The 20,407-nt window shown below is 35.5% G+C and carries 19 protein-coding genes; 6 read left to right on the top strand and 13 right to left on the bottom strand.

What is annotated here, in order from left to right; all coding sequences use genetic code 11:
* Positions 1-44 precede the first annotated feature (44 nt).
* From bioB to E5D58_RS11785, 7 genes are read right to left on the bottom strand one after another with little or no spacing between them, the layout of a single operon-like run.
* Positions 45-1,139, bottom strand: coding sequence for a biotin synthase BioB (gene bioB / locus E5D58_RS11815; RefSeq protein ID WP_136482079.1), 1,095 nt, complete (start codon positions 1,137-1,139; stop codon positions 45-47).
* 51 nt (positions 1,140-1,190) lie between these two features.
* Positions 1,191-2,348, bottom strand: coding sequence for a beta-ketoacyl synthase N-terminal-like domain-containing protein (locus E5D58_RS11810; RefSeq protein WP_136482078.1), 1,158 nt, complete (start codon positions 2,346-2,348; stop codon positions 1,191-1,193).
* A gap of 21 nt (positions 2,349-2,369) precedes the next feature.
* A complete protein-coding gene (gene bioA / locus E5D58_RS11805; protein WP_136482077.1) occupies positions 2,370-3,635 on the bottom strand; it encodes an adenosylmethionine--8-amino-7-oxononanoate transaminase in 1,266 nt (421 codons plus the stop codon).
* On the bottom strand, positions 3,632-4,252 hold the full coding sequence (gene bioD / locus E5D58_RS11800; RefSeq protein WP_235835908.1) for a dethiobiotin synthase: 621 nt from the start codon (positions 4,250-4,252) through the stop codon (positions 3,632-3,634). Before bioD ends, bioA begins: the two co-directional genes overlap by 4 nt.
* Positions 4,253-4,311: 59 nt before the next feature.
* On the bottom strand, positions 4,312-4,563 hold the full coding sequence (locus E5D58_RS11795) for a GIY-YIG nuclease family protein (protein ID WP_235835907.1): 252 nt from the start codon (positions 4,561-4,563) through the stop codon (positions 4,312-4,314).
* A gap of 40 nt (positions 4,564-4,603) precedes the next feature.
* The gene (locus E5D58_RS11790) at positions 4,604-5,029 is read right to left on the bottom strand and encodes a putative signal transducing protein (protein ID WP_136482075.1); all 426 of its coding nucleotides are present in this window, start codon (positions 5,027-5,029) and stop codon (positions 4,604-4,606) included.
* A gap of 48 nt (positions 5,030-5,077) precedes the next feature.
* A complete protein-coding gene (locus E5D58_RS11785; RefSeq protein WP_136482074.1) occupies positions 5,078-6,226 on the bottom strand; it encodes an aminotransferase class I/II-fold pyridoxal phosphate-dependent enzyme in 1,149 nt (382 codons plus the stop codon).
* A gap of 135 nt (positions 6,227-6,361) precedes the next feature.
* Here E5D58_RS11785 and E5D58_RS11780 point away from each other — a divergent pair, with 135 nt between their 5' ends.
* Genes E5D58_RS11780 through E5D58_RS11765 form a run of 4 tightly spaced genes read left to right on the top strand, consistent with a single transcriptional unit; the run spans position 6,362 to position 8,102 of the window.
* Complete coding sequence (locus E5D58_RS11780; protein ID WP_136482073.1) at positions 6,362-6,865, top strand: DUF2975 domain-containing protein; 504 nt, start codon at positions 6,362-6,364, stop codon at positions 6,863-6,865.
* Positions 6,866-6,870: 5 nt separating this feature from the next.
* Positions 6,871-7,398 carry a DUF2975 domain-containing protein gene (locus E5D58_RS11775; protein WP_136482072.1) on the top strand — a complete coding sequence of 176 codons (528 nt, stop codon included), beginning with the start codon at positions 6,871-6,873 and terminating at the stop codon, positions 7,396-7,398.
* Positions 7,399-7,400: 2 nt separating this feature from the next.
* Positions 7,401-7,607 (top strand): helix-turn-helix domain-containing protein, encoded by a 207-nt coding sequence (locus E5D58_RS11770; RefSeq protein WP_136482071.1) that lies wholly within the window; start codon positions 7,401-7,403, stop codon positions 7,605-7,607.
* Between the two features lie 36 nt (positions 7,608-7,643).
* On the top strand, positions 7,644-8,102 hold the full coding sequence (locus E5D58_RS11765; protein WP_136482070.1) for a DUF3157 family protein: 459 nt from the start codon (positions 7,644-7,646) through the stop codon (positions 8,100-8,102).
* 55 nt (positions 8,103-8,157) lie between these two features.
* Here the strand turns inward: E5D58_RS11765 and dinB are convergent, their stop codons facing one another.
* Complete coding sequence (gene dinB / locus E5D58_RS11760; protein ID WP_136482069.1) at positions 8,158-9,375, bottom strand: DNA polymerase IV; 1,218 nt, start codon at positions 9,373-9,375, stop codon at positions 8,158-8,160.
* Entirely contained in the window at positions 9,372-12,437 is a 3,066-nt protein-coding gene (locus tag E5D58_RS11755) for a DNA polymerase III subunit alpha (protein ID WP_136482068.1), read from the bottom strand. The genes dinB and E5D58_RS11755 overlap by 4 nt, the downstream gene beginning before the upstream one ends.
* Before the next feature lie 82 nt (positions 12,438-12,519).
* On the opposite strand from E5D58_RS11755, the gene E5D58_RS11750 reads away from it, so the two are divergent.
* Positions 12,520-13,302, top strand: coding sequence for an XRE family transcriptional regulator (locus tag E5D58_RS11750; protein ID WP_136482067.1), 783 nt, complete (start codon positions 12,520-12,522; stop codon positions 13,300-13,302).
* A 63-nt stretch (positions 13,303-13,365) separates the two neighbouring features.
* The gene (locus E5D58_RS11745) at positions 13,366-13,812 is read left to right on the top strand and encodes a LexA family protein (protein ID WP_136482066.1); all 447 of its coding nucleotides are present in this window, start codon (positions 13,366-13,368) and stop codon (positions 13,810-13,812) included.
* Between the two features lie 70 nt (positions 13,813-13,882).
* Here the strand turns inward: E5D58_RS11745 and E5D58_RS11740 are convergent, their stop codons facing one another.
* The 4 genes from E5D58_RS11740 to E5D58_RS11725 all read right to left on the bottom strand — a co-directional run bounded on the left by E5D58_RS11740 (position 13,883) and on the right by E5D58_RS11725 (position 20,401).
* On the bottom strand, positions 13,883-14,176 hold the full coding sequence (locus E5D58_RS11740) for a FoF1 ATP synthase subunit delta/epsilon (protein WP_136482065.1): 294 nt from the start codon (positions 14,174-14,176) through the stop codon (positions 13,883-13,885).
* 102 nt (positions 14,177-14,278) lie between these two features.
* Positions 14,279-15,787, bottom strand: a complete 1,509-nt coding sequence (gene atpD, locus E5D58_RS11735; RefSeq protein WP_136482064.1) for a F0F1 ATP synthase subunit beta — start codon at positions 15,785-15,787, stop codon at positions 14,279-14,281.
* A 167-nt stretch (positions 15,788-15,954) separates the two neighbouring features.
* Complete coding sequence (locus E5D58_RS11730; RefSeq protein WP_235835906.1) at positions 15,955-17,646, bottom strand: SGNH/GDSL hydrolase family protein; 1,692 nt, start codon at positions 17,644-17,646, stop codon at positions 15,955-15,957.
* A 1-nt stretch (position 17,647) separates the two neighbouring features.
* On the bottom strand, positions 17,648-20,401 hold the full coding sequence (locus tag E5D58_RS11725; protein WP_136482062.1) for a TonB-dependent receptor: 2,754 nt from the start codon (positions 20,399-20,401) through the stop codon (positions 17,648-17,650).
* Positions 20,402-20,407: the final 6 nt, after the last annotated feature.

Genomic DNA, 20,407 nt, shown 5'->3' with positions numbered 1-20,407 from the left:
AACAAGCAAACTAATATTTTTCAAAAGGTTAAACAGAAATTCGTTTATTTAAGCGTTTTAGCCTTTTCTTTTGCAGCTTCATTTCGCTCTATGGTATGCTCTGGTCGTGTCCATTTTGGCTTTTCACCCAGACTTTGTAGTTGGGAGTCCTGTGCTTCTACCGTTTGTGGTTGCACTTTTTTAGTAAAAGGTTTTTGCGGTTTCATACCTAACAATGCAAACATTTCCATGTCTTCATTAACATCAGGGTTTGGTGTAGTGAGTAATTTATCACCAGCAAAAATAGAATTAGCACCAGCGAAGAAACACATCGCTTGTCCTTCTCTGGTCATTTGCGTTCTACCAGCACTTAAGCGTACTTGAGTTTCTGGCATAACTATTCTTGTGGTTGCAACCATACGCACCATATCCCAAATAGATACTGGTTTTTGGTCTTCAAGCGGTGTGCCTTCAACAGCTACTAAAGCATTAATAGGTGTAGATTCTGGCTGTGGGTTTAGTGTTGAAAGTGCGACAAGCATACCTGCTCGGTCTTCAATATTTTCGCCCATGCCTATAATCCCTCCGCTGCAAACGGTAACATTGGTTTTACGCACATTATCAATAGTATCCAAACGATCTTGATAACCGCGGGTAGAAATAACTTCTTTGTAATACTCTTCAGATGAATCTAAATTATGATTATAAGCATATAAACCAGCTTCTGCTAAACGTTTTGCTTGATTTTCGGTAACCATACCTAGGGTACAACAAACTTCCATATCGAGTTTATTGATGGTACGTACCATTTCAAGAACTTGATCAAACTCTTCACCATCTTTAACATTTCGCCAAGCGGCTCCCATACATACACGTGAGCTTCCAGTAGATTTTGCTCGTAAGGCCTGTGCTTTAACCTGTTGAACAGACATTAAATCATTGCCCTCAATATCGGTATGATACCGGGCTGCCTGCGGGCAATAGCCACAATCTTCAGAACATCCACCTGTTTTAATAGACAGCAAGGTGCTTACTTGAACCACATTAGGGTCGTGGTTTATTCTATGAACCGTAGCTGCTTCATAAAGCAGTTCCATAAATGGTTTGTTGTATATCTCTAGAATTTCTTCTTTGGTCCAGTTGTGTCTAGTCTCGCTCATAAACATGCCAGTTTGTTGGCATCAAAAATACTAATAAAAAGAGATATGATTTTAATTTTTGGACAATAAAATAGAAACAGCGTTTCCTCCAAACCCCACAGCATTTACTAGGATGTTCTTGAGTTTTTTAGGAGACGAAGTAGTGTCTACATAGGGTACACCAATAAACTTTTGATGCTGCAGCATTAAAACGGCAAGCTCTATATTAAGAGTTCCAGATGCTCCAAAGGTGTGACCTATCTTCCATTTATTGGTAGTTAAAAAGGGTATTTTGTTACCGAAAACTTTTTCAATAGCCTTAAATTCAGAAAGATCGCCTTTTACCGTGCCAGGTGCATGCATTACAATGGCATCAACTTCGTCAGGGTTTAAGTTGCCTAAAGCCATTTTCATGGATTTTTGAAAACAACTGGCATCACTTGAAATAGAAATATTGTGCTTTAAAATTTCTGTAGCGTAGCCATAACCTGTAATTTTTGCTAGTGCATTTGGGGTATTTCCAGCTTCTAAGCATACCATTGCTGCGCCTTCACCCAATACCATAGAATTTTTAGTTTTACTAAAATCTAAAGCGCGACAAGGATATTCTTCTGAGTTTTTTGAATATATTTTTAAGGCTTGCATTTGGGCAATGGTAAAAGGTGTAAGTGGCGCTTCGCTACCTCCAACCAAAAACTTGTTGCTCATACCTGAGTTGATCCAAGCAATACCATTCAACATGGCATGAAGCGCTGTTGAACATGTTATGGAGTGACTTATTTCAGGCCCTTGAGTTTGCAAATCATGAGCCACCCATGATGAAATGTTACCAAGTGTGGTGGTTGGAGAGGTTAGTGTTTTGGCTTTTTGGTTCTTTAAGTAAGATTCGTGGTAATCTTCAAACAATTTTGTAGCTCCTCTCGATGAACCAATATTAATACCGAAGTTGTCTGAGCTACACCAATTGGCATTTGCTATAGCTTGTCTTGACGTATAAATAGCGTATAGTACAGAATTGTCTAGTGATTTGTATTTGCTATCAGATAGTCTTAGAGCTTCAATATCTTGTTTCGCATCATCTGGAATTTCTGCAACAAAAATAGGTTTCCCAAAAACGTCCCTTGAACTTAGATAATGCCTATTTTTTTGGTAGCTGTTCCAAGTTTGATAACTCGAATTTCCAAGGGAAGAAATGGATGAAATTGCGGTGATTGAAATTGGTTGTTGCAAGCTTTTTATTTTGGTGCAAAGTTATAGTATTTCTAAAGCATCTTCAATAACTTCATACACTTTATTAAGCTGTTTCTCCGCAATGGTATAGGGAGCCTGGATGTATATGGTGTTTCCTAAGGGACGTAAAAACACACCTTTATTCATAAAGAAATTAAAAAGTTTATCCCTTAGGTTACCATAGCGTTCCATCTTAATATCTAAATCAAGGGCAAAAATAATCCCTGTTTGTCTAATGGATTTTACTTTGTGGTGCTGAGCTATCTTTTGCCCAAAGGCCTCATGAGATTTAATGATGGTTTTTATGTTGGCCTGAATAGTTTCAGATTTTAATAGATCTATGCTGGCAAGAGCTGCAGTACAAGCTAAGGGGTTTGCAGAATAAGTGTGTCCATGAAACAGCCCTTTGCTTAAATCGTCACTGTAAAAGGCGTCGTAAATGTCTTGACTGCATGTGGTTAATGCCATGGGAAGTAATCCCCCTGTTAAGGCTTTACTAAGGCACATGACATCTGGTTTACTTTCCAAATGTAAGGATGCAAAATACTTACCTGTTTTGCCAAATCCAGTCATAACTTCATCAGCGACTGTTATGATGCTGTGCTTTTTACAGAATTTTAAAATCTCATCTAAATCTGCGGCACAATGCATGCTCATGGCTGCTGCCCCTTGGACTAAGGGCTCGTATACAAATCCGGCAACTTTATTATGACCTATAATGTTTTCTAATGAGGTTATAATGGTTTGGAGATTTTTCCCATTTGGTGTTGGGATACGTTTTACATTCAAGAAAAAATCTGCGAAAGGCCCATTGTAAACAGAAAGTCCAGAAACGCTCATGGCGCCGAATGTGTCACCGTGAAACCCATCCTCAAAAGCAATCAAGGTGTTACGTTTCTCTCCGCGATTAAAATGATACTGCAAAGCCATTTTTATGCCTATTTCGACTGAAGAAGAACCGTTGTCGCTAAAAAAAAGTTTGTTTTGATTTTCAGGTAAAATCTCGATAAGGGCTTCCGATAATTTTATAGCAGGCTCATGCGTAAAACCGCTAAAAACAACTTGATCTAGTTGCTGCATTTGATTGGAAACGCGACTGGTAATGTAATCGTTGCAATGGCCGTACATGCAGGTATACCAAGAAGCAATAGCATCGATATACTCATTGCCATTTTCGTCTGTAAGAATACAATCTTTTGCTTTGGTTATGGCAATGGCATCAGGGTGTAGTTTGTGTTGTGTTAGTGGGTGCCAAAGATGTTTTTTATCTCGTTCTTTTAGGGTCATAATTTGTTTCTGAAGCGTTCTGCATATTCCTTAATCACATTCTTATCAAAATAAGGCTCTTCATCGATTCTTCCTATTACCGAAACTTGTGTCATCTCATTGATAATGCTCTCTGTTGATGGGTGTTCGTTACCGCTAAAAATAACACTAACCTCTAAGCCTTTTGTTTTTAAAGTGTTAATGGTTAAAAGGGTGTGGTTTATGCTGCCCAGATAGTGCCTAGAAACTACAATAACCTTGTAATTCGGTTTAATTAAATCGAAAACGGTGTCTTTATGGTTTAATGGTACAAGGAGTCCTCCGGCGCCTTCAATAACCAAATGATTGTAGGTTTTTGGAGGTTTTATATTGCTAATTTTAATTTCAACACCATCAATATCTGCCGCGCCATGGGGGCTCATAGGTGTTTTTAGGGCATAGGCATTGGGGTGAAATTTGGAAGTTGTGTTAGAAACTAAGCTTCTAACTTTTTTAGTATCGCAATTGTTTAGTTCTCCTGCTTGTACAGGTTTCCAATAGTCGGCCTCGAGAGCTTCGGTAATAATTGCCGAAGCTATGGTTTTTCCAACATCTGTTGAAATTCCAGTGATGAAATATGTATTCATGGTTTTCGTCATGCTGAACTTGTTTCAGCATCGCATTATTTATTTAAAAATCTAAAGTTTTTAGAGTTGGATTAACTTCTTTTACTAATTTCAACTTCCATTTTTTTACGCCAATTTTTTAATTGCTTTTCTCTAGCTATCGCTTGCTCAATATCGGAAAATGTTTCAAAATAAATTAAATCCTTTAAGTTATATTTTTTTGTAAATTTTGAAGCAGTTCCTTCATAATGTTCTTCGAGTCTTTTTGATAAATTTCCCGTAACTCCTATGTAAAAAGTTGTTCTGTATTTATTTGTTAATATGTAGATATGGCTAGATTTCATTTTACCTGTGTGACCCTGAAACAAGTTCAGTGTGACGCTTTCATTTTAAATCAAATTCTGTTTTACAATCTTCGCATCTGTATTTATACTTCGTATAGAACGGTAAAATAAAAACAAGCAGATTAAGAATAAGCGCAAAAATAAAGGCAAAAAAAGATTTAGCATCTTTCACAGTAGAATAAAGTTGTGTTTTTTTACTATTACAATTTGGGCAGCTTATACTTTTTCCGTTATCGTCAACAGAATATCGGTTTATGGATTTTAAAATTTGTTTAGCTTCTTCAGCCTGATCAGACAAAACCTTTAGCTTCACACCCCCAATGGCATTACTCACAAGTGGGTCGGTATCTATGGTTAAATTGTCAGAAAGAAATACCTCAATACCATCGGCTTCTAATCGTCCTTTGATAATTTCTGCTTCGGCAGAATATTGAAATCTAGCTATTGTTTTAAAAGTATGGCCCATTAGTAGATTAATAGTTGTTGGTTAACATCTCTTAAATAAGAATCTGTGTCAAAACCTTACAAAAGTAGCAAGTAGATTTAAGACTTGGGTTATTTCTCTTAAAGAATTATAACTGTGTAAGCAGAAGCGTAAACGTTCCTTATCTTTTGGGACGGTAGGAGAAAGTATAGGTTTAACATTAAAGCCATTATGCTGAAGTTTTTCTGCAATAGATTTTACTTTGGTATTACCAGAAATTACACAACAATGTATTGCTGAATTTGACTCAATAAAAATGTGTTCAAGTTTGTTATTAACTATTTCAGACTTAAAATGCCTAATATTCTTAAGAAGTCTACTTTTACTATCCGATTTTAGCAGTTCATTATAAGCGCAATTAATGGTTGCTAAGCTGTGAGGCGGGAGTCCTGTGGTGTATATAAAGCTACGAGAAAAGTTTATTAAATAACTTTTTAAGGCATGACTTCCTAGAACGGCAGCACCATGACAGCCCATGGCTTTTCCAAAGGTGACTATGCGAGCAAAAATATCGTTTTCTAGTTTTAAATCTTGAATTATGCCAGAGCCATTTTCTCCAAAAAGACCGATGGCATGGGCTTCGTCAACGATTAAACGGGCTTGATACTTTTTACTTATTTGCACCAAAGCAAGCAAATTTGGTGTATCTCCATCCATGGAGAAAACAGATTCTGTAACAACATAAATTTCTGAATCACGAGGACTTCGGTTGCGCTCCATCTGACATCTTTTTTCTAAATCATCCAAATCATTATGATTAAACTTATAAGCTTTAGCATGACTCATTTTAATGCCATCTCTAATGGAAGCATGGATAAATTCATCGTAAAGAATGATGTCTCCACGTTGGGGAACAGATGAAAAGAAACCAATATTCGCATCGTAGCCTGAATTGAAAATTATGGAAGAAGGACTGTTATGAAACTCGCACAGTTGCTGTTCTGCTTGGTTATACAATTTATGATTCCCTGAAAGTAAACGAGAACCTGTTGCACCGTTTTGTTTAATGTTGTTTTCAATTAAAAATTTGTGGGCATTGTCAAAAATGATTTCGTTTTTAGATAAACCTAAATAATCATTTGACGAAAAGTCTACTAAATCATCTTGTGCGCCTAATTTACGTAAGGCATTACTCGCTTTGCGCACTTCTAGTTTTTGATTTAGTTTTTTGGGAAACATGAGATCAAAGATAACTAAGACCTTTCAGGTTATCAAAACCAGAAAGGTCTAATTGTAAATTAAATTTTTAATAAAATTATTGTTTTTCAATAATTTTATATATTTTTGTTATCGTTAAACAATAATTTATATCTAATGAAAACTATTGAAGTTTTGAGAAAACTAATAAACATGTATTATTATTTATTGCTATTTGTGCTTATTGGAATCGTTATTTTCATTTCAATTATGATTCAACAAGGAGAGGTAGCCGATTTAAAAATTATTGAAGACTATGATGTTTCGAATATAAGCACGCTGAAGTTTTTGGCTCTGATATCGGTACCCACTACTATTTATATATTATTTGTTAGAGCGGTTTATTTGCTGAAGGAAACTCTAAAAGACTTATCTGAAGGCAATTATTTTTCCGAACTGATTATTAAAAATTTTAAAATGATTGGTAGGCTTATATTAATTTGCGGGGTTTCTTATGCGGTTTATAAGTTTTTAGCAAGGTTGGTAATGTTAGGAGATATTAGGCTTGGAATAGATTTTTCTTTGATTACGCCTATAGTTGTAGGCTTGTTTTTTATGTTTTTGAGTGAAGTTTTTGCAAAGGCACGCTTAGCCGAACAGGAAAATAATTTAACGATTTAGGCAAAATGAAAAAACTTGCATACTTAACATCCTTAGTTCTATTCTATATTGTTGCAATCGTATTGCTATTCGTTTTCTTGTTTTCAGCGCTCGCTTTTTTAGAATATAAGCTTGAAATAGACATGCCGTTTATAGATATCATCAATGGCAGGGGAAAAGTATATGTGCCTTTTATTGGTTTAAACATTAATGTGCCCTTTAACTACGCTATTATTATCATGTGGGGAGCCATGACATATTATGCGATTTACTTCTATGCTTTCAAGGAATTTTTAAAGGTTTTTGTTAAAAATAAAATTTTTGAGACCAAGTCATTAAAGCGATTACGCTTTTTCTTAAAACTTAATATACTTCCCATAGTATATATTGTGCTATTTACAGCTTCCTTTTTAATACAAGGCATACCCATCCGTTTTGAGGATGATTATTTTATCGTATTGGCCCATTTAGTTATTGCTTTTTTAATGTATCTGTATTTAGACGTTTTGAAAAAAGGAAGTCATATTCAGGAAGAAAACGATCTAACCATTTAATTATGCCAATAATCGTAAATCTAGACATTATGCTTTCCAAACGCAACATGAAAAGCAAAGAGCTTGCCGAAATTATTGGTATTACCACAGCGAATATGTCTATCCTAAAATCTGGTAAAGCCAAAGCGGTTCGGTTTTCTACCTTAGAAGCTATTTGTAAAGCACTGGATTGTCAACCTGCTGATATTTTAGAGTATGTTGAAGATTAAATTGTATTTTTGGAATCAATTTTAAGATAATTTGCCATGAAAATTTCTATTGCTTTTGTATGCTTATTTGTTGTTACTTTTGGCTTTTCTCAAAACAATTATATCGTTAAAACAGAGGATGGCAGGCGTGTACTGTTAAAAGCAGATTACACATGGGAGTATATTGATTTAGAAGTGCCAGTAAAAAAAGAAACAGATACTACGTTGGTGGCAGAGTCTGAATCTAAAAAAATTAATAATTGCAATCTTGCGGAAGACTTCACAGAACCTAAATTGAATAGTAAAATTCAGGCGCAGTTAAAAAAGGGACGAGCAACTATGAAGCATGTTAAGGCTAAGGTTGCTAAAGACCATAACTGTGAGGTTGAAGATGTAATATTATTAACCTACAAAGAGCAAAAGGAAAAAGGGAATTATACATTTTGTGCAAACGGCACTAAAGTGGCTTATAAGCGTATGGGTAATAGCATAATAAAAAAAGGGAAGTTGTTTTAGTTTAGTTAATTGCGAACACATTTTGATATTTGCTTCGTATTAATTTATAGTTTTATTATTGCCGCCTATTAGCCAATAAAGGTGGCGGTTCTCCTGTAAATGGATTCCATCTACTAATACTTTTGGCTTCCATGCCTGCGGCCGTAATTACAGATCTGTCGCCATAACGTTCACGCATTTTATCAATAGCCTGACTTAAGTGAAGATGTTTTTCGTTATCTTCAAAGAGATTGATTTGATGACCGCCTTCAACTAAATGACTAAATTTTACACCAATAAGCCTTACTAACAATCGTCTGTGATATAGTTTTTTAAATAAATCTAATACTACAGGGATAATAGAATGATCCATAGAACTATAGGGTATGCGTTGTTGTTGGGTGTAGGTTTGAAAATCGGAATATCTAATTTTAAAGGTAATACATGCTGTTAATTTGTTGCCTCGTCTTAATTGATAGGCCAGATTTTCAGCCATAGCAATAATAATACCTCTTAGTTTTGAAACGTTAGTTGTATCCTTGTTAAATGTGCGTTCTGTTGAAATAGATTTTCGCTCGTGATATTGAATAACAGGTCTATTGTCTATGCCGTTAGCTTTTTTCCATATGCTTAATCCGTTTTTTCCTAATACTTTGTGCATAAGCTCCATGGGCATATCTTGTACTGTTTTAATACGCTTTACGCCCAAATCGCATAACGATTTATAAGTAACGTTACCCACCATAGGTATTTTTTTTACTGAAAGCGGAGCCAAAAATGGTTTTTCTGTACCTGAATGAATGCGTATTTCATTGTTAGGTTTAGCTTCTCCAGTAGCTATTTTAGATACAGTTTTATTAATAGATAAACCAAAAGAAATAGGCAAGCCTGTTTCTTTTATAATACGTTGTCTTAATTCTGAAGCCAATTTGTGGCACCCAAAAAATTTATCCATGCCTGTTAGGTCTATATAAAATTCATCAATAGATGTTTTTTCATATAACGGTACGGTTTCTTTAATAACATCGGTAACGTTTTTTGAAAACTTGGTATAGATACCTGAGTTTCCTCTAAGTATAATGGCTTCAGGACACAGGGCCTTTGCCATGCGCATAGGCATGGCAGAATGTATTCCAAATTGTCTGGCTTCGTAGCTGCAAGAGGCTACAACACCTCTGTCGGAAGTGCCTCCAATAAGCACGGGTTTACCATTAAGACGACTATCTAATAAGCGCTCGCAAGACACAAAAAAAGTATCTAAATCCATATGTACTATTGAACGGTGGTGGTTCATGTTAATAGGTTATTAATGCTTGTTTCAAAATTTTTTGGTGCCATAGGAGGCAACTGAGCGGCTTTATGGTCTGCAAAGCTTTTTTTATTTTGAAATGTGGTATTCAAAGAATTTACAGCATAGCGTGGATCTTCAATAATAGCAGCACGCTCCATAGAAGATACTTCAATATTAACACAATCAAACTCAATTAACACTTTTCCAGTAATGGTATAAATTCCCTTTCCTCTAAAGGGATATTTTGCGGCTATTGGAGGAAAGTGAACGGTGTCAATAAAATCACCATCGTAATCTAAAAATGTACCAAAATGCATAATCTTTCCATTAGAGGTTTTTGTGTTTTTGGTCGTTATCAAATACCCTTCAATAGTAATGGTTTTGTTTTCAAAATGTGTTAAGGCCTTTGCTCTTAATGGATTTGAAGTAGGGGTTTCTAGTAAATAAAATGGGTTGCATAACGGAAAACCTAATAACTCTATTTCATCAAAAGCATGCTCTAAAGCTGTACTGGTTAAACGAGGTGTTTTATAGCTTATTTTTTCTGATTGGAATAGGGGAATTACCTGTTCCTCAATTTGTGTTTTTCTAATTTTTAAATGCGCTTCCCAAAGCAATTCACGTTTATTAACCCCTGTAAATCGAAAAGCATTAATTTTTATAAGAATTGAAATTTGTTCTACAGATATGGGTACTCGTTCTATAAAATTATCTAAGCTTTTAAATAAACCATTTTGGTTACGTTCTATGAGCAGGTTTTCAATGGTTTTAGCTTCGAGAGCATGTAAAAGTATAAAGCCTAAGTAAATAGTTTTATTTTTTATAATGGCTTGCTTAAAGCTTGTGTTTACGCAGGGGGTTTCTATAATACCTCCATGCATTCTGGCTTCATGAACGTACAATTCAGTTCTGTAAAATCCGCCAAAATTGTTAATGGTGGCTACCATATATTCTAAAGGATAGTAAGCCTTTAAAAATAGGCTTTGGTAACTTTCTACGGCATAAGAGGCTGAATGCCCTTTAGCGAATGCATATCCTGCGAAACTTTCGGTTTGTCGCCATACTTCGGCAGTAAGTGCATCTGGTTTTCCACTTTTCTTGCAATTACTAAAGAACTGTTCCTTAACCGCTAAAAACTCATCTCTGGAACGAAATTTTCCAGACATGCCTCGACGTAATTTATCGGCTTGACCTAAATCTAACCCTCCAAAAATATGAGCAACTTTAATAACATCTTCTTGGTATACCATAACCCCATAGGTTTCGGGCATAATATCGAGTAAAACGGGGTGTGCTTTTTTAATACGTTCGGGGTAACGATGTCTTAAAATATATTCCCGCATCATGCCTGATTTAGCAACGCCAGGTCGAATAATAGAACTAGCAGCAACCAAACCTAAATAATCATCAACCTGTAGCTTTTTAAGAAGCATGCGCATGGCAGGAGATTCTACGTAAAAACATCCAATAGCCTTTGCGTTTCTCAGTAGGTGTTTTATTTTTTCATCTTGTTTAAATCGTTCAATATCATGAATGTCAACAGCCGGATTTTTGGGGTGGTTATATGCTATAATGTCTACAGCATCTTTTATTTTTCCTAGCCCACGTTGGCTGAGAATATCAAATTTATAAAGACCTATGTCCTCGGCAACTACCATATCAAAATGCGTTGTGGCATACCCTTTAGGAGGTAAAAACGTAGCTGTATAATAATGAATGGGTTTTTCTGAAATAATAATACCGCTAGCATGAATGCCCAAATAGTTTGGAAACCCTTGAATGTATTTACTATATGTTAATACAAGACGGGATAGTTTGTCTAAATTATTGACGTTGTAGCGTCCTCTGGTAAGTATGTCCATTTCAGCTTTTGGTAGCCCAAATACTTTACCCAATTCTCTAACAGAAGCTTTAAATTTAAAGGTATTGTATACTGTTAAGAGAGCAGTATGTTTAAACGTTTTAAAAATAAAATTAGTGATATCGTCTCTGTCTGTCCATGAGAAATCGATATCAAAATCAGGTGGGTTTTTGCGGTATAGATTAATAAAACGTTCAAAATACAAGTCTAATTCTACAGGGTCTACATCTGTTATTCTTAGCAAATAGGCTATAATACTGTTAGCGCCACTACCGCGACCAACATAATAATACCCTTTGCTTCGGGCATATTCTAAAATATGATGGTTAATTAAAAAATATGAGACAAAATTTTGACCCTTAATGATGTTAAGCTCTTTGTTTATGCGCTTGTAAATAGCTTCAGAAGGATTTTTATACCGATAAGAAAGACCTTGGTAAGCTAGTTTTTTTAATAGTTGGTAATCCGAATTTTCATTTTGAGTAAATGATTTTTGGTTGTTAGGTGTTTCTTGTGAAAAGTCGAACTCAATATGGCAATTATTTAAAATAGCTGCCGTGTTTTTTATGAGATAGGGGTATTCTTTATAGAGTTCGCACAGCTTATCATGTGGTAACATGGTATCTGTAGGCAATCCTTCTTCGGTTTTTGGAAGTTTACTTAGTAATGTATTGTTGTCTATAGCGCGTAATAAGCGATGGGTATTAAAGTCTTTTTTACTATTAAAAGAAACTGTTTGGAGTATGACTAATTTGTTTTTTGAGTTGTTCCATTTCGAAAACTTAAGGCGATTAAGGTCGCCTGTTTTGATGCCTAAAAATTCATTATCTCTCAGGTTAATTTCTTTATAATGTTGATAAGGGTAAATAGTATAGGTGTTTTTTAGAATAGGGGCTTTGGTAGGGATTTCTAGATTGCTGCTATGTAAAAATTTGGATAAATAAGTGTTAATCTCTTGAAATCCCTTATTATTTTTTGCTAGCATAATAAATTGCTGATGTGCACCATTTCTAAAGTCAACACCAAGTACAGGTTTTACATTATACGTTTTAGATAATCTTACAAAGTCTAAACAGGCCGATGTATTATTAATATCTGTTAATGCTAGTGTTTTTATATTGTTCTTTAAGGCAATACTAAGTAATTGCTCTGGTTTAATAGTGCCATAGCGCAAGCTATAATATGTGTGACAATTTAAATACATAATAGGAGATGTAAAATTAACTACTATTTGTAGTTTTTGTTGCTTATATTTGTAGCAAGTTGTGTTAAAATTTATTTTAAAGATGAAGGTTGTTCAGTCTAACATTAAACATTTACGTGGCCTTAAAGGGTTTTCTCAGGAGCGATTTGCAGATGAATTAGGGTGGTCGCGTTCCATGGTAGGCTCTTATGAAGAGGGGCGTTCAGAACCGCCAATTGATCGCTTAATAGAGCTGTCTAATTACTTTGATATACCCATAGATATTTTAGTTAAAAATGATTTACGAGGGGCTAATGATACGTCATTCATTGAAGTAGGAAACAAGCGTATACTATTTCCTATAACTGTTAATGATACCGATGAAGATTTAATTGAAATTGTTCCAGCAAAAGCATCGGCAGGATATCTTCAGGGGTATTCCGATCCTGAGTATATTGAGCAATTACAAAAAATTAAATTGCCTTTTCTGCCTACAGGAACACACCGTGCATTTCCTATAAGTGGAGATTCTATGTTGCCAGTTAAAAGTGGAGCATTTATTGTGGCTCGATTTATTGATAATATAGATGATGTTAAAAATGGTAAAACGTATATTGTGCTTACTAAACAGGATGGCTTAGTGTATAAGCGAGTTTATAATAAAGTAAAAGAAAAACATTATTTAGAATTACATTCAGATAATAAAGCCTATACACCTTATAATGTAAAGATTGAAGATGTTATAGAGTTATGGGAGTTTACCTGTTGTATTAATACACAAGAATATAGTAAAGACGAACTGAAATTAAGTAGTATTATGAGTATGCTCCAAGAACTTAATGTAGAGCTTAAATCTATTAAAGATTTAGAAAAGGGATTGTATTGACTATAGAGATAAGATTCCGTAATAAAATATGATGTATTAATTTTAAACTAAAGGCCTTTTTATATGATATCACTTAAATCTAACCCCTTAACTTTTTTTAACCCAGAACCCACTAATGATACGCTAGGAGCTGCTTTTTTTGATACAGGTATTTCATGCGGATTTCCAGCGCCTACAGAAGATTTTGGTGAGCAGCAACACCTCTCTTTAGATACCGAGCTTGTTAAAAATAGAGAAACCACATTTTACGCCCGTGTAAGTGGACAATCGATGATAGGAGCAGGTTTAGATGATAATGACTTGTTAGTGATTGATAGGAGTATAGAGCCTGCTAATAATAAAATAGCAGTATGCTTTTTAGATGGGGAGTTTACAGTAAAACGACTAAGAGTTGATGTTGATGGTATTTGGTTAAAACCCGAAAACCCTAATTACCCGATTATACATGTTACCGAAGAAAACGATTTTGTTATTTGGGGTATTGTAACTAATGTGATAAAAAAAGTTTAGAGAAAATTAAGGTATAAAAAAACGCGAAATCTATGATTTCGCGTTTTTTTATTTATTTGAGAAATAAAAATTAATCAGCTAATATAATAGCTTTATTATCTTTCATTTCTAAAGTGCCTGAGTTTATTGTAACTGTTAAAACTTTATCATCGTCAGCATGAGGAACTACTTGACTATGTAGTGAATCAAAAGCCAAATGACTTTGAGTATGCGTATGAATTTTAATGACACCGTCTTTTAGTAATGAAACAATAGGCGCGTGATTATTTAACATTTGAAATTCACCATTTACACCTGGTACTGTTACAGAGTCAACTTCTGAACTAAATAAGGTTGCTTCTGGTGATACAATTTCTAAATACATAGTAAAAATTTATTTTACTACCCTGAATTTACTTCTGGGTCTTATAACTATTAATATAAATAATTTTAAAAGATACTGAAACAAGTTCAGTATTAGCTTTGGCTACGCCTCTGCTAACATTTTCTCTCCAGCTTCTATAGCTTCTTCAATAGTTCCTTTAAGGTTAAAGGCTGCTTCTGGTAGGTGATCTAATTCACCATCCATAATCATGTTAAAACCTTTAATAGTTTCTTTAATATCAACTAATACACCAGGAATACCTGTAAACTGCTCAGCTACGTGGAAAGGTTGCGATAAGAAACGTTGAACACGTCTTGCTCTACCTACAGCCATTTTATCTTCTTCAGATAACTCTTCCATACCAAGAATGGCAATAATATCTTGTAACTCTTTGTAACGTTGTAATAACTCTTTTACACGTTGCGCACAAGCGTAGTGATCGTTACCCAAAATTTCTTTTGTTAAAATTCTTGAAGTAGAATCTAATGGATCTACCGCAGGATAAATACCAAGCTCAGCAATTTTACGAGATAGTACGGTTGTTGCGTCTAAGTGAGCAAAGGTAGTAGCAGGAGCAGGGTCAGTTAAATCATCTGCAGGTACATAAACCGCTTGTACAGATGTAATAGATCCTTTTTTAGTAGAAGTAATACGCTCTTGCATAGCACCCATTTCTGTTGCTAATGTTGGTTGGTAACCTACCGCAGAAGGCATACGTCCTAATAGTGCCGATACCTCTGAACCAGCTTGTGTAAAACGGAAGATATTATCAACGAAGAACAATACATCTTTTCCTTGCCCGTCTCCAGCACCATCACGGAAATATTCAGCAATAGTTAAACCAGATAAAGCCACACGAGCACGTGCTCCAGGAGGCTCATTCATTTGTCCGAATACAAACGTCGCTTTTGATTCTTTCATTTTAGATTTATCAACTTTAGATAAATCCCATCCACCTTCTTCCATAGAATGCATGAAATCATCACCGTAACGAATAATTCCAGATTCTAACATCTCTCTTAAAAGGTCATTTCCTTCACGCGTTCTTTCACCTACACCAGCAAATACCGATAAACCACCGTGACCTTTGGCTATATTGTTAATCAACTCCTGAATCAATACTGTTTTACCTACACCAGCACCACCAAATAAACCAATTTTACCACCTTTTGCATATGGCTCAATAAGGTCAATTACTTTAATACCAGTAAATAAAACTTCAGTAGAAGTTGATAAATCTTCAAATTTAGGAGCTTGACGGTGAATTGGTAACCCAGCTTCTCCAGCTTTAGGCAAGTCTCCAAGACCATCAATAGCATCTCCAATCACATTAAACAAACGTCCGTAAACATCGTCACCAATAGGCATTTGAATAGGAGCTCCTGTTGCATTAACTTCTGTCCCTCTACTTAAACCATCAGAGGAATCCATTGCAATAGTTCTAACAGTATCTTCTCCAATATGAGACTGTACTTCTAATACTAATGTTGAACCATCAGGTCTTTTAATTTCTAACGAATCGTAAATTTTTGGAAGTTCTGAACCTGCAGCGAATTCAACATCGATAACTGGTCCTACGATTTGTGCAACTTTTCCTGTAACTTTAGACATTACTTATGTGTTTAATATTATGCGACTTAATTGCGTGAAAACTCTTTTTGTTTTCGCGCTGCAAAGATATATTTTTTAATTTAAAATGAAAGTTCTTTTTTATAGCTTTTTTGGAATAAAAAAAGACCTTTAAATTAAAGGTCTTTTTGTTTCATTTTTTCAACAAATTATTGCGGAGGCAATAAAGGAGAGTAATTAGTTGGATATGTGCCAATATCCACTAAGTTCCCAGATGCCTCAAAATTTGAACCATAGGTTTCATCAATAGCTTTCATAAATTCGTTTGCAATTACGGCATACCCTCTAGATGTTAAATGAATTCCATCTAAAGAAAAAGCTCCCCCAGTAATTAACCCTGATGTTAATGTGAAGTTATTATATGTAAGGCCTGTAGTGGCCAATTCTGTAAGTAAGGAATTTATATCAACAAAAGCTAAGCCTGCTTGAGCAGCAGCCATTTTAATTGTGTTATTATAGCTATCGGTAGCATCGTTTATTTCTTTTTGTTCGCTGGGCAATAAAACCCATTTATCAATCAATGGAAGCGTAATACCTTCTACCGAAAACTGATCGGCAACTTCTTTCGATAAGCCAAGTCCTTGCAGGGCATTAGATGAGGATTCATTTACTGTTCCGATTATTGAACCACTTGTTAAAACTAACAGATCATTTTCATTTGTTTGTCTTACAGTTCCGTATGCATTTCCAAAAAGGCCTGCCACAAGCGGAACTGCTTCAACGGGCAAGCCAAATGATTGTACTAATAAAGCAAATTCTGGACTATTACTAAGAATAGTTGTTATTTGCGCAGATAGGTCTTGTAGAGTTTCGTCATATATTAAAAGAGGGTTGGGACCTTCAGTTGTTAGTAAATCTAATCTATCAGGTTCACCATAAGCCGTAAATATATCTTTTAAAATACCATATAGCTGTGCGTTTAATGCTGGTATTTGATCGGCAAGATCGGCTTGACATTCATCTGTTGGGTCTAAAGCATTCCAATCTATTGTAGTGAAGTGTGGAATATCTGTCACATAGGGAATATTAGCAACAATACCTTTCGCTCCACCAGATGTTAAAGTAGCAATTAAGGCTCCGTAAGTTTGATTGAAACCAACGCCTGGAGGGCCATCAACAGGAGTGATTGGGTTGGAGCCATCGCCACCAGAAGTTGCATAACCTAAAACGTCATTACTACCTATCCATAGTGAAAAGAAAGAAGGAGCTTGTGCCATAGATAGTTCTAAAACACTTGCGTCTGGGGTCGATCCTGTCATTCTAATAAAATAAGGGTTAGCACGGCCTAATTCTAAATTTGCCAAATTACCATATCCTGGTGCTAATAAATGAAAGCTTTTAGCCAAAGGAACTCCCATATTATTAAATGGCCCTGTTGGGTTATTTAATAATATATCTGTAGTGACGGTTACTGGACCTATGATATCATCTAATCTTTTTGGTGTTGGGTCTTCACTACATTCATCTTCACCTATTGCAAATCTTGGTTCTGCTATTCGGGTTCCATTAAGAGCTAAGCCCCCATTGTTATCATTTACAAGAGGCTGATTGAAATCTCCGCCTCCAACTAATGCAAATTTTTCGGATAGTATTTTGGGGTAAGATTTTTTTTGAGCAGCAAGAAAAACGGTGCCATCTGAAAGGCCAGCCGTTAACGAGTTTCCTAAAGAAATATATGTAGAAAAATCGACACCACCAGCGTCTAAAGCGGGTAATTGAATGTCTTCTTTAATAGGCACATTATTGTCTCTCAACACATCTTCGGGAGAATTACAGGATGTAAAACCTACAATAAGTATTAAAATGATGATATATCTAGTATTCATGATGTTCTTTTTCATTTTATAAGTTATTAATTGTCCATGATACATAAAACATAGAACCAATATTACCTGTTCCAAAGGCCGTAAAATATTCTTCTCCTAACAGGTTGGTTGCACCAGCTTTGAAAGATGATTTAAAGCTCGGAACTCTTAAGTTTATTTGAGCGTCTAGCACATGGTATTCTGGAACTAAACCATTACCGAAAGTGGCTTCCCAAAAATAATTATCACTGTATCTATAGGCAATATTAAAGCCAAAGTTTTTAAACAATTCGGTATTGCCAAATGTGGCTTTAAATTTATGCTCAGGAGTATTAAAATTCGTGGTAAAATCAGGAAATTTTTGACGGTCAAAGTCTAATTTTGCATAGGTGTAACTACCTCCTAAATCGTAATTTCCAAAAATTTTAGTGGATAACCCAATTGACGCACCATACGAATTAACATCGGCAGGGGAGTTTGTGTAGGTACTCCAGGCTTGAAAATCATCATTTGCAATGGCTGCAACCGATAGACTGCCATCACCAACAGTACCGTAAAAAGGAGATACCACCACCTCTTGAGAAATAAAGTCTTTATAACTATTGTAATATGCACTAAAGTCTACGATTAACCCGTCAAGTTTTCCTCGATATCCAACTTCTGCTGAAGTAACTTGCTCTGGTTTTATAAGCTCTGGATTAGCAATTTCAAGTACCGAGGGGTCTCCAGTTTCTGAAAGGGCTTCAACAGAACTTCTAGTATAAGAGTTCTCATAGGCAACACGACCAGTTTGAGTAACCGTTGCAGGCTGGCCAATGGCCTGTCCTTCGTTGCTTATGTCAAAAGTTCTAACATATCGATCTAAGTTTTCTGGAGCAGAACCCACTAATATAGCTCTACCAGCATCGAGGCCTATAAATAAATCTTGAGTCGTTGGGTTTCTAAACCCTGTTTGTACAGATGCTCTAATGTTATGATTTTGATTTACAGTTAAACCAGCAGATAATCTTGGAGAAAAGAAACCATCAAAGAATTCTGATTTGTCATATCTAACAGATCCTGTTAGTTTTAAATCTAAGTTTTCGTTTAATTCAAGACTTTTTTGAATTTGAGTATATAAACCATATTCAGAATAATCAATGGGGCCATCAAGATCTGTGTAAATAGTACCTGAAGAATTTAAGCTATACCTTCTAAAAGAACCTCCTACTTGAATTTCTGCAAAATCAATTAAATGACCAAAGTTATAATTGGCATCGGAGTGGTAATACTTAGAAGCATCTTGGAATTTAGAGCCAGTGCTTAAGTCGGGGTCATTAATACTTCTGTTAAAAGCGGCATTATACTCTGGAGTTCCTGGTTCATAACGTCCAGTTTCTGCTTGAGCTCGTGCTGCTGCATGAGCTTCCTCTTCCGTAGCACCTCCCAAGGTAGCTCCCGCATAAGTCTCGATATACTCACGAAACCAATCTTCATCACTTTTCCAAGCTCTATTTATGTTAATACCTGTAAATACCATATCATAAGAATCTCCTGCTTTATCGGCAACAACATAACCTCGTAAAAAGAAGTTGTTATTTCTGAATTCTAATTTATGTTGTTGTTGAAAGAAGTTGGCAATGTTATATCGATTGGTACCTTGATATATGGTGGAACCCGTTCCTACTTTACCAACATAGGCAATTTCAAAATCATCTTCGAAAGGGCGATAATATAATCCCCAATCGGCTTTAATACTTTCTGCATTGTAATTTGTTAAATGTTTTTCATTATAACCTGTTCTGCTTACATCTACATCTGGAATAATGCCTTTAACAGCATCGGGAGCTTCGGTTCTTATATTTGCAGAGACTTCATCTCCGTATACGTTAATACCGTCGTAGTCTAGATCAGCTCTAGTTCTCGAAGGATCAATTTTATCTACTTCGCTCACGGCAGCCCAATCAGTTCCTTTTAAATAACCAAAATTTACTTTAGCAGCAAATTTGTTACTGAACTTATACGCAGCTCTTAAACTTAAGTCTGTATAGTCATTATCTCCAGCTGCTTCTTGAGACGTTATCCCTTTTTTTATGGAAACACTAATCCCTGGGTAATCAAAAGGGTTTTTACTCCTCATAAACAATATTCCATTAAAGGCATTCGCTCCGTAGAGTGCAGAGGAGGCTCCTGGGAGTAATTCAACACTTAAAACATCTGTTTCTGTCATACCAACTAAATTTCCAATAGGGAAATTTAGAGCAGGTGTAGAATTATCCATGCCGTCTACAAGTTGCATAAACCTGTTATTGGCAAAGGTGGCAAAACCTCTCGTGTTTACCGATTTGAAAGTTAAACTGTTGGTGTTTACATCAACACCCTTTAGGTTTTCTAGACCATCATAAAAATCGGCTGAGGCTGTATTTTTTATTTCTTTCAATCCCAGCCGCTCAATAGTTACGGGCGACTCAAAAACACGCTCAGGAGTTCTTGATGCAGAAATAACTACCTCATCTAAGGCGGTTCCTTCTTGTAAAATAAATTTCACAGATTGGTTATTTGTGGTAATTTCTTGCGTGACAGTTTCAAACCCTATACTACTGGCCTGAACCGAAAACGGTGGGTTCTGACTATAGGTTAGAGTAAAGTTTCCATCAAAATCTGTTACAGTTCCAGTAGATGTTCCAAGAACAATGATGTTAGCTCCAGGAATGGGTTGTTCGTTATCATCAACAACCGAACCAGTTATTGTTGTTTGAGCGTAACAAACACTACTAATAAACAACAAGATAATAGGGAAAAATGTTCTCATTTAATA

The organism is Cognatitamlana onchidii, assembly GCF_004804355.1.
GTDB lineage: Bacteria > Bacteroidota > Bacteroidia > Flavobacteriales > Flavobacteriaceae > Cognatitamlana > Cognatitamlana onchidii.
This window is presented reverse-complemented; position numbering and strand designations above follow the sequence as displayed.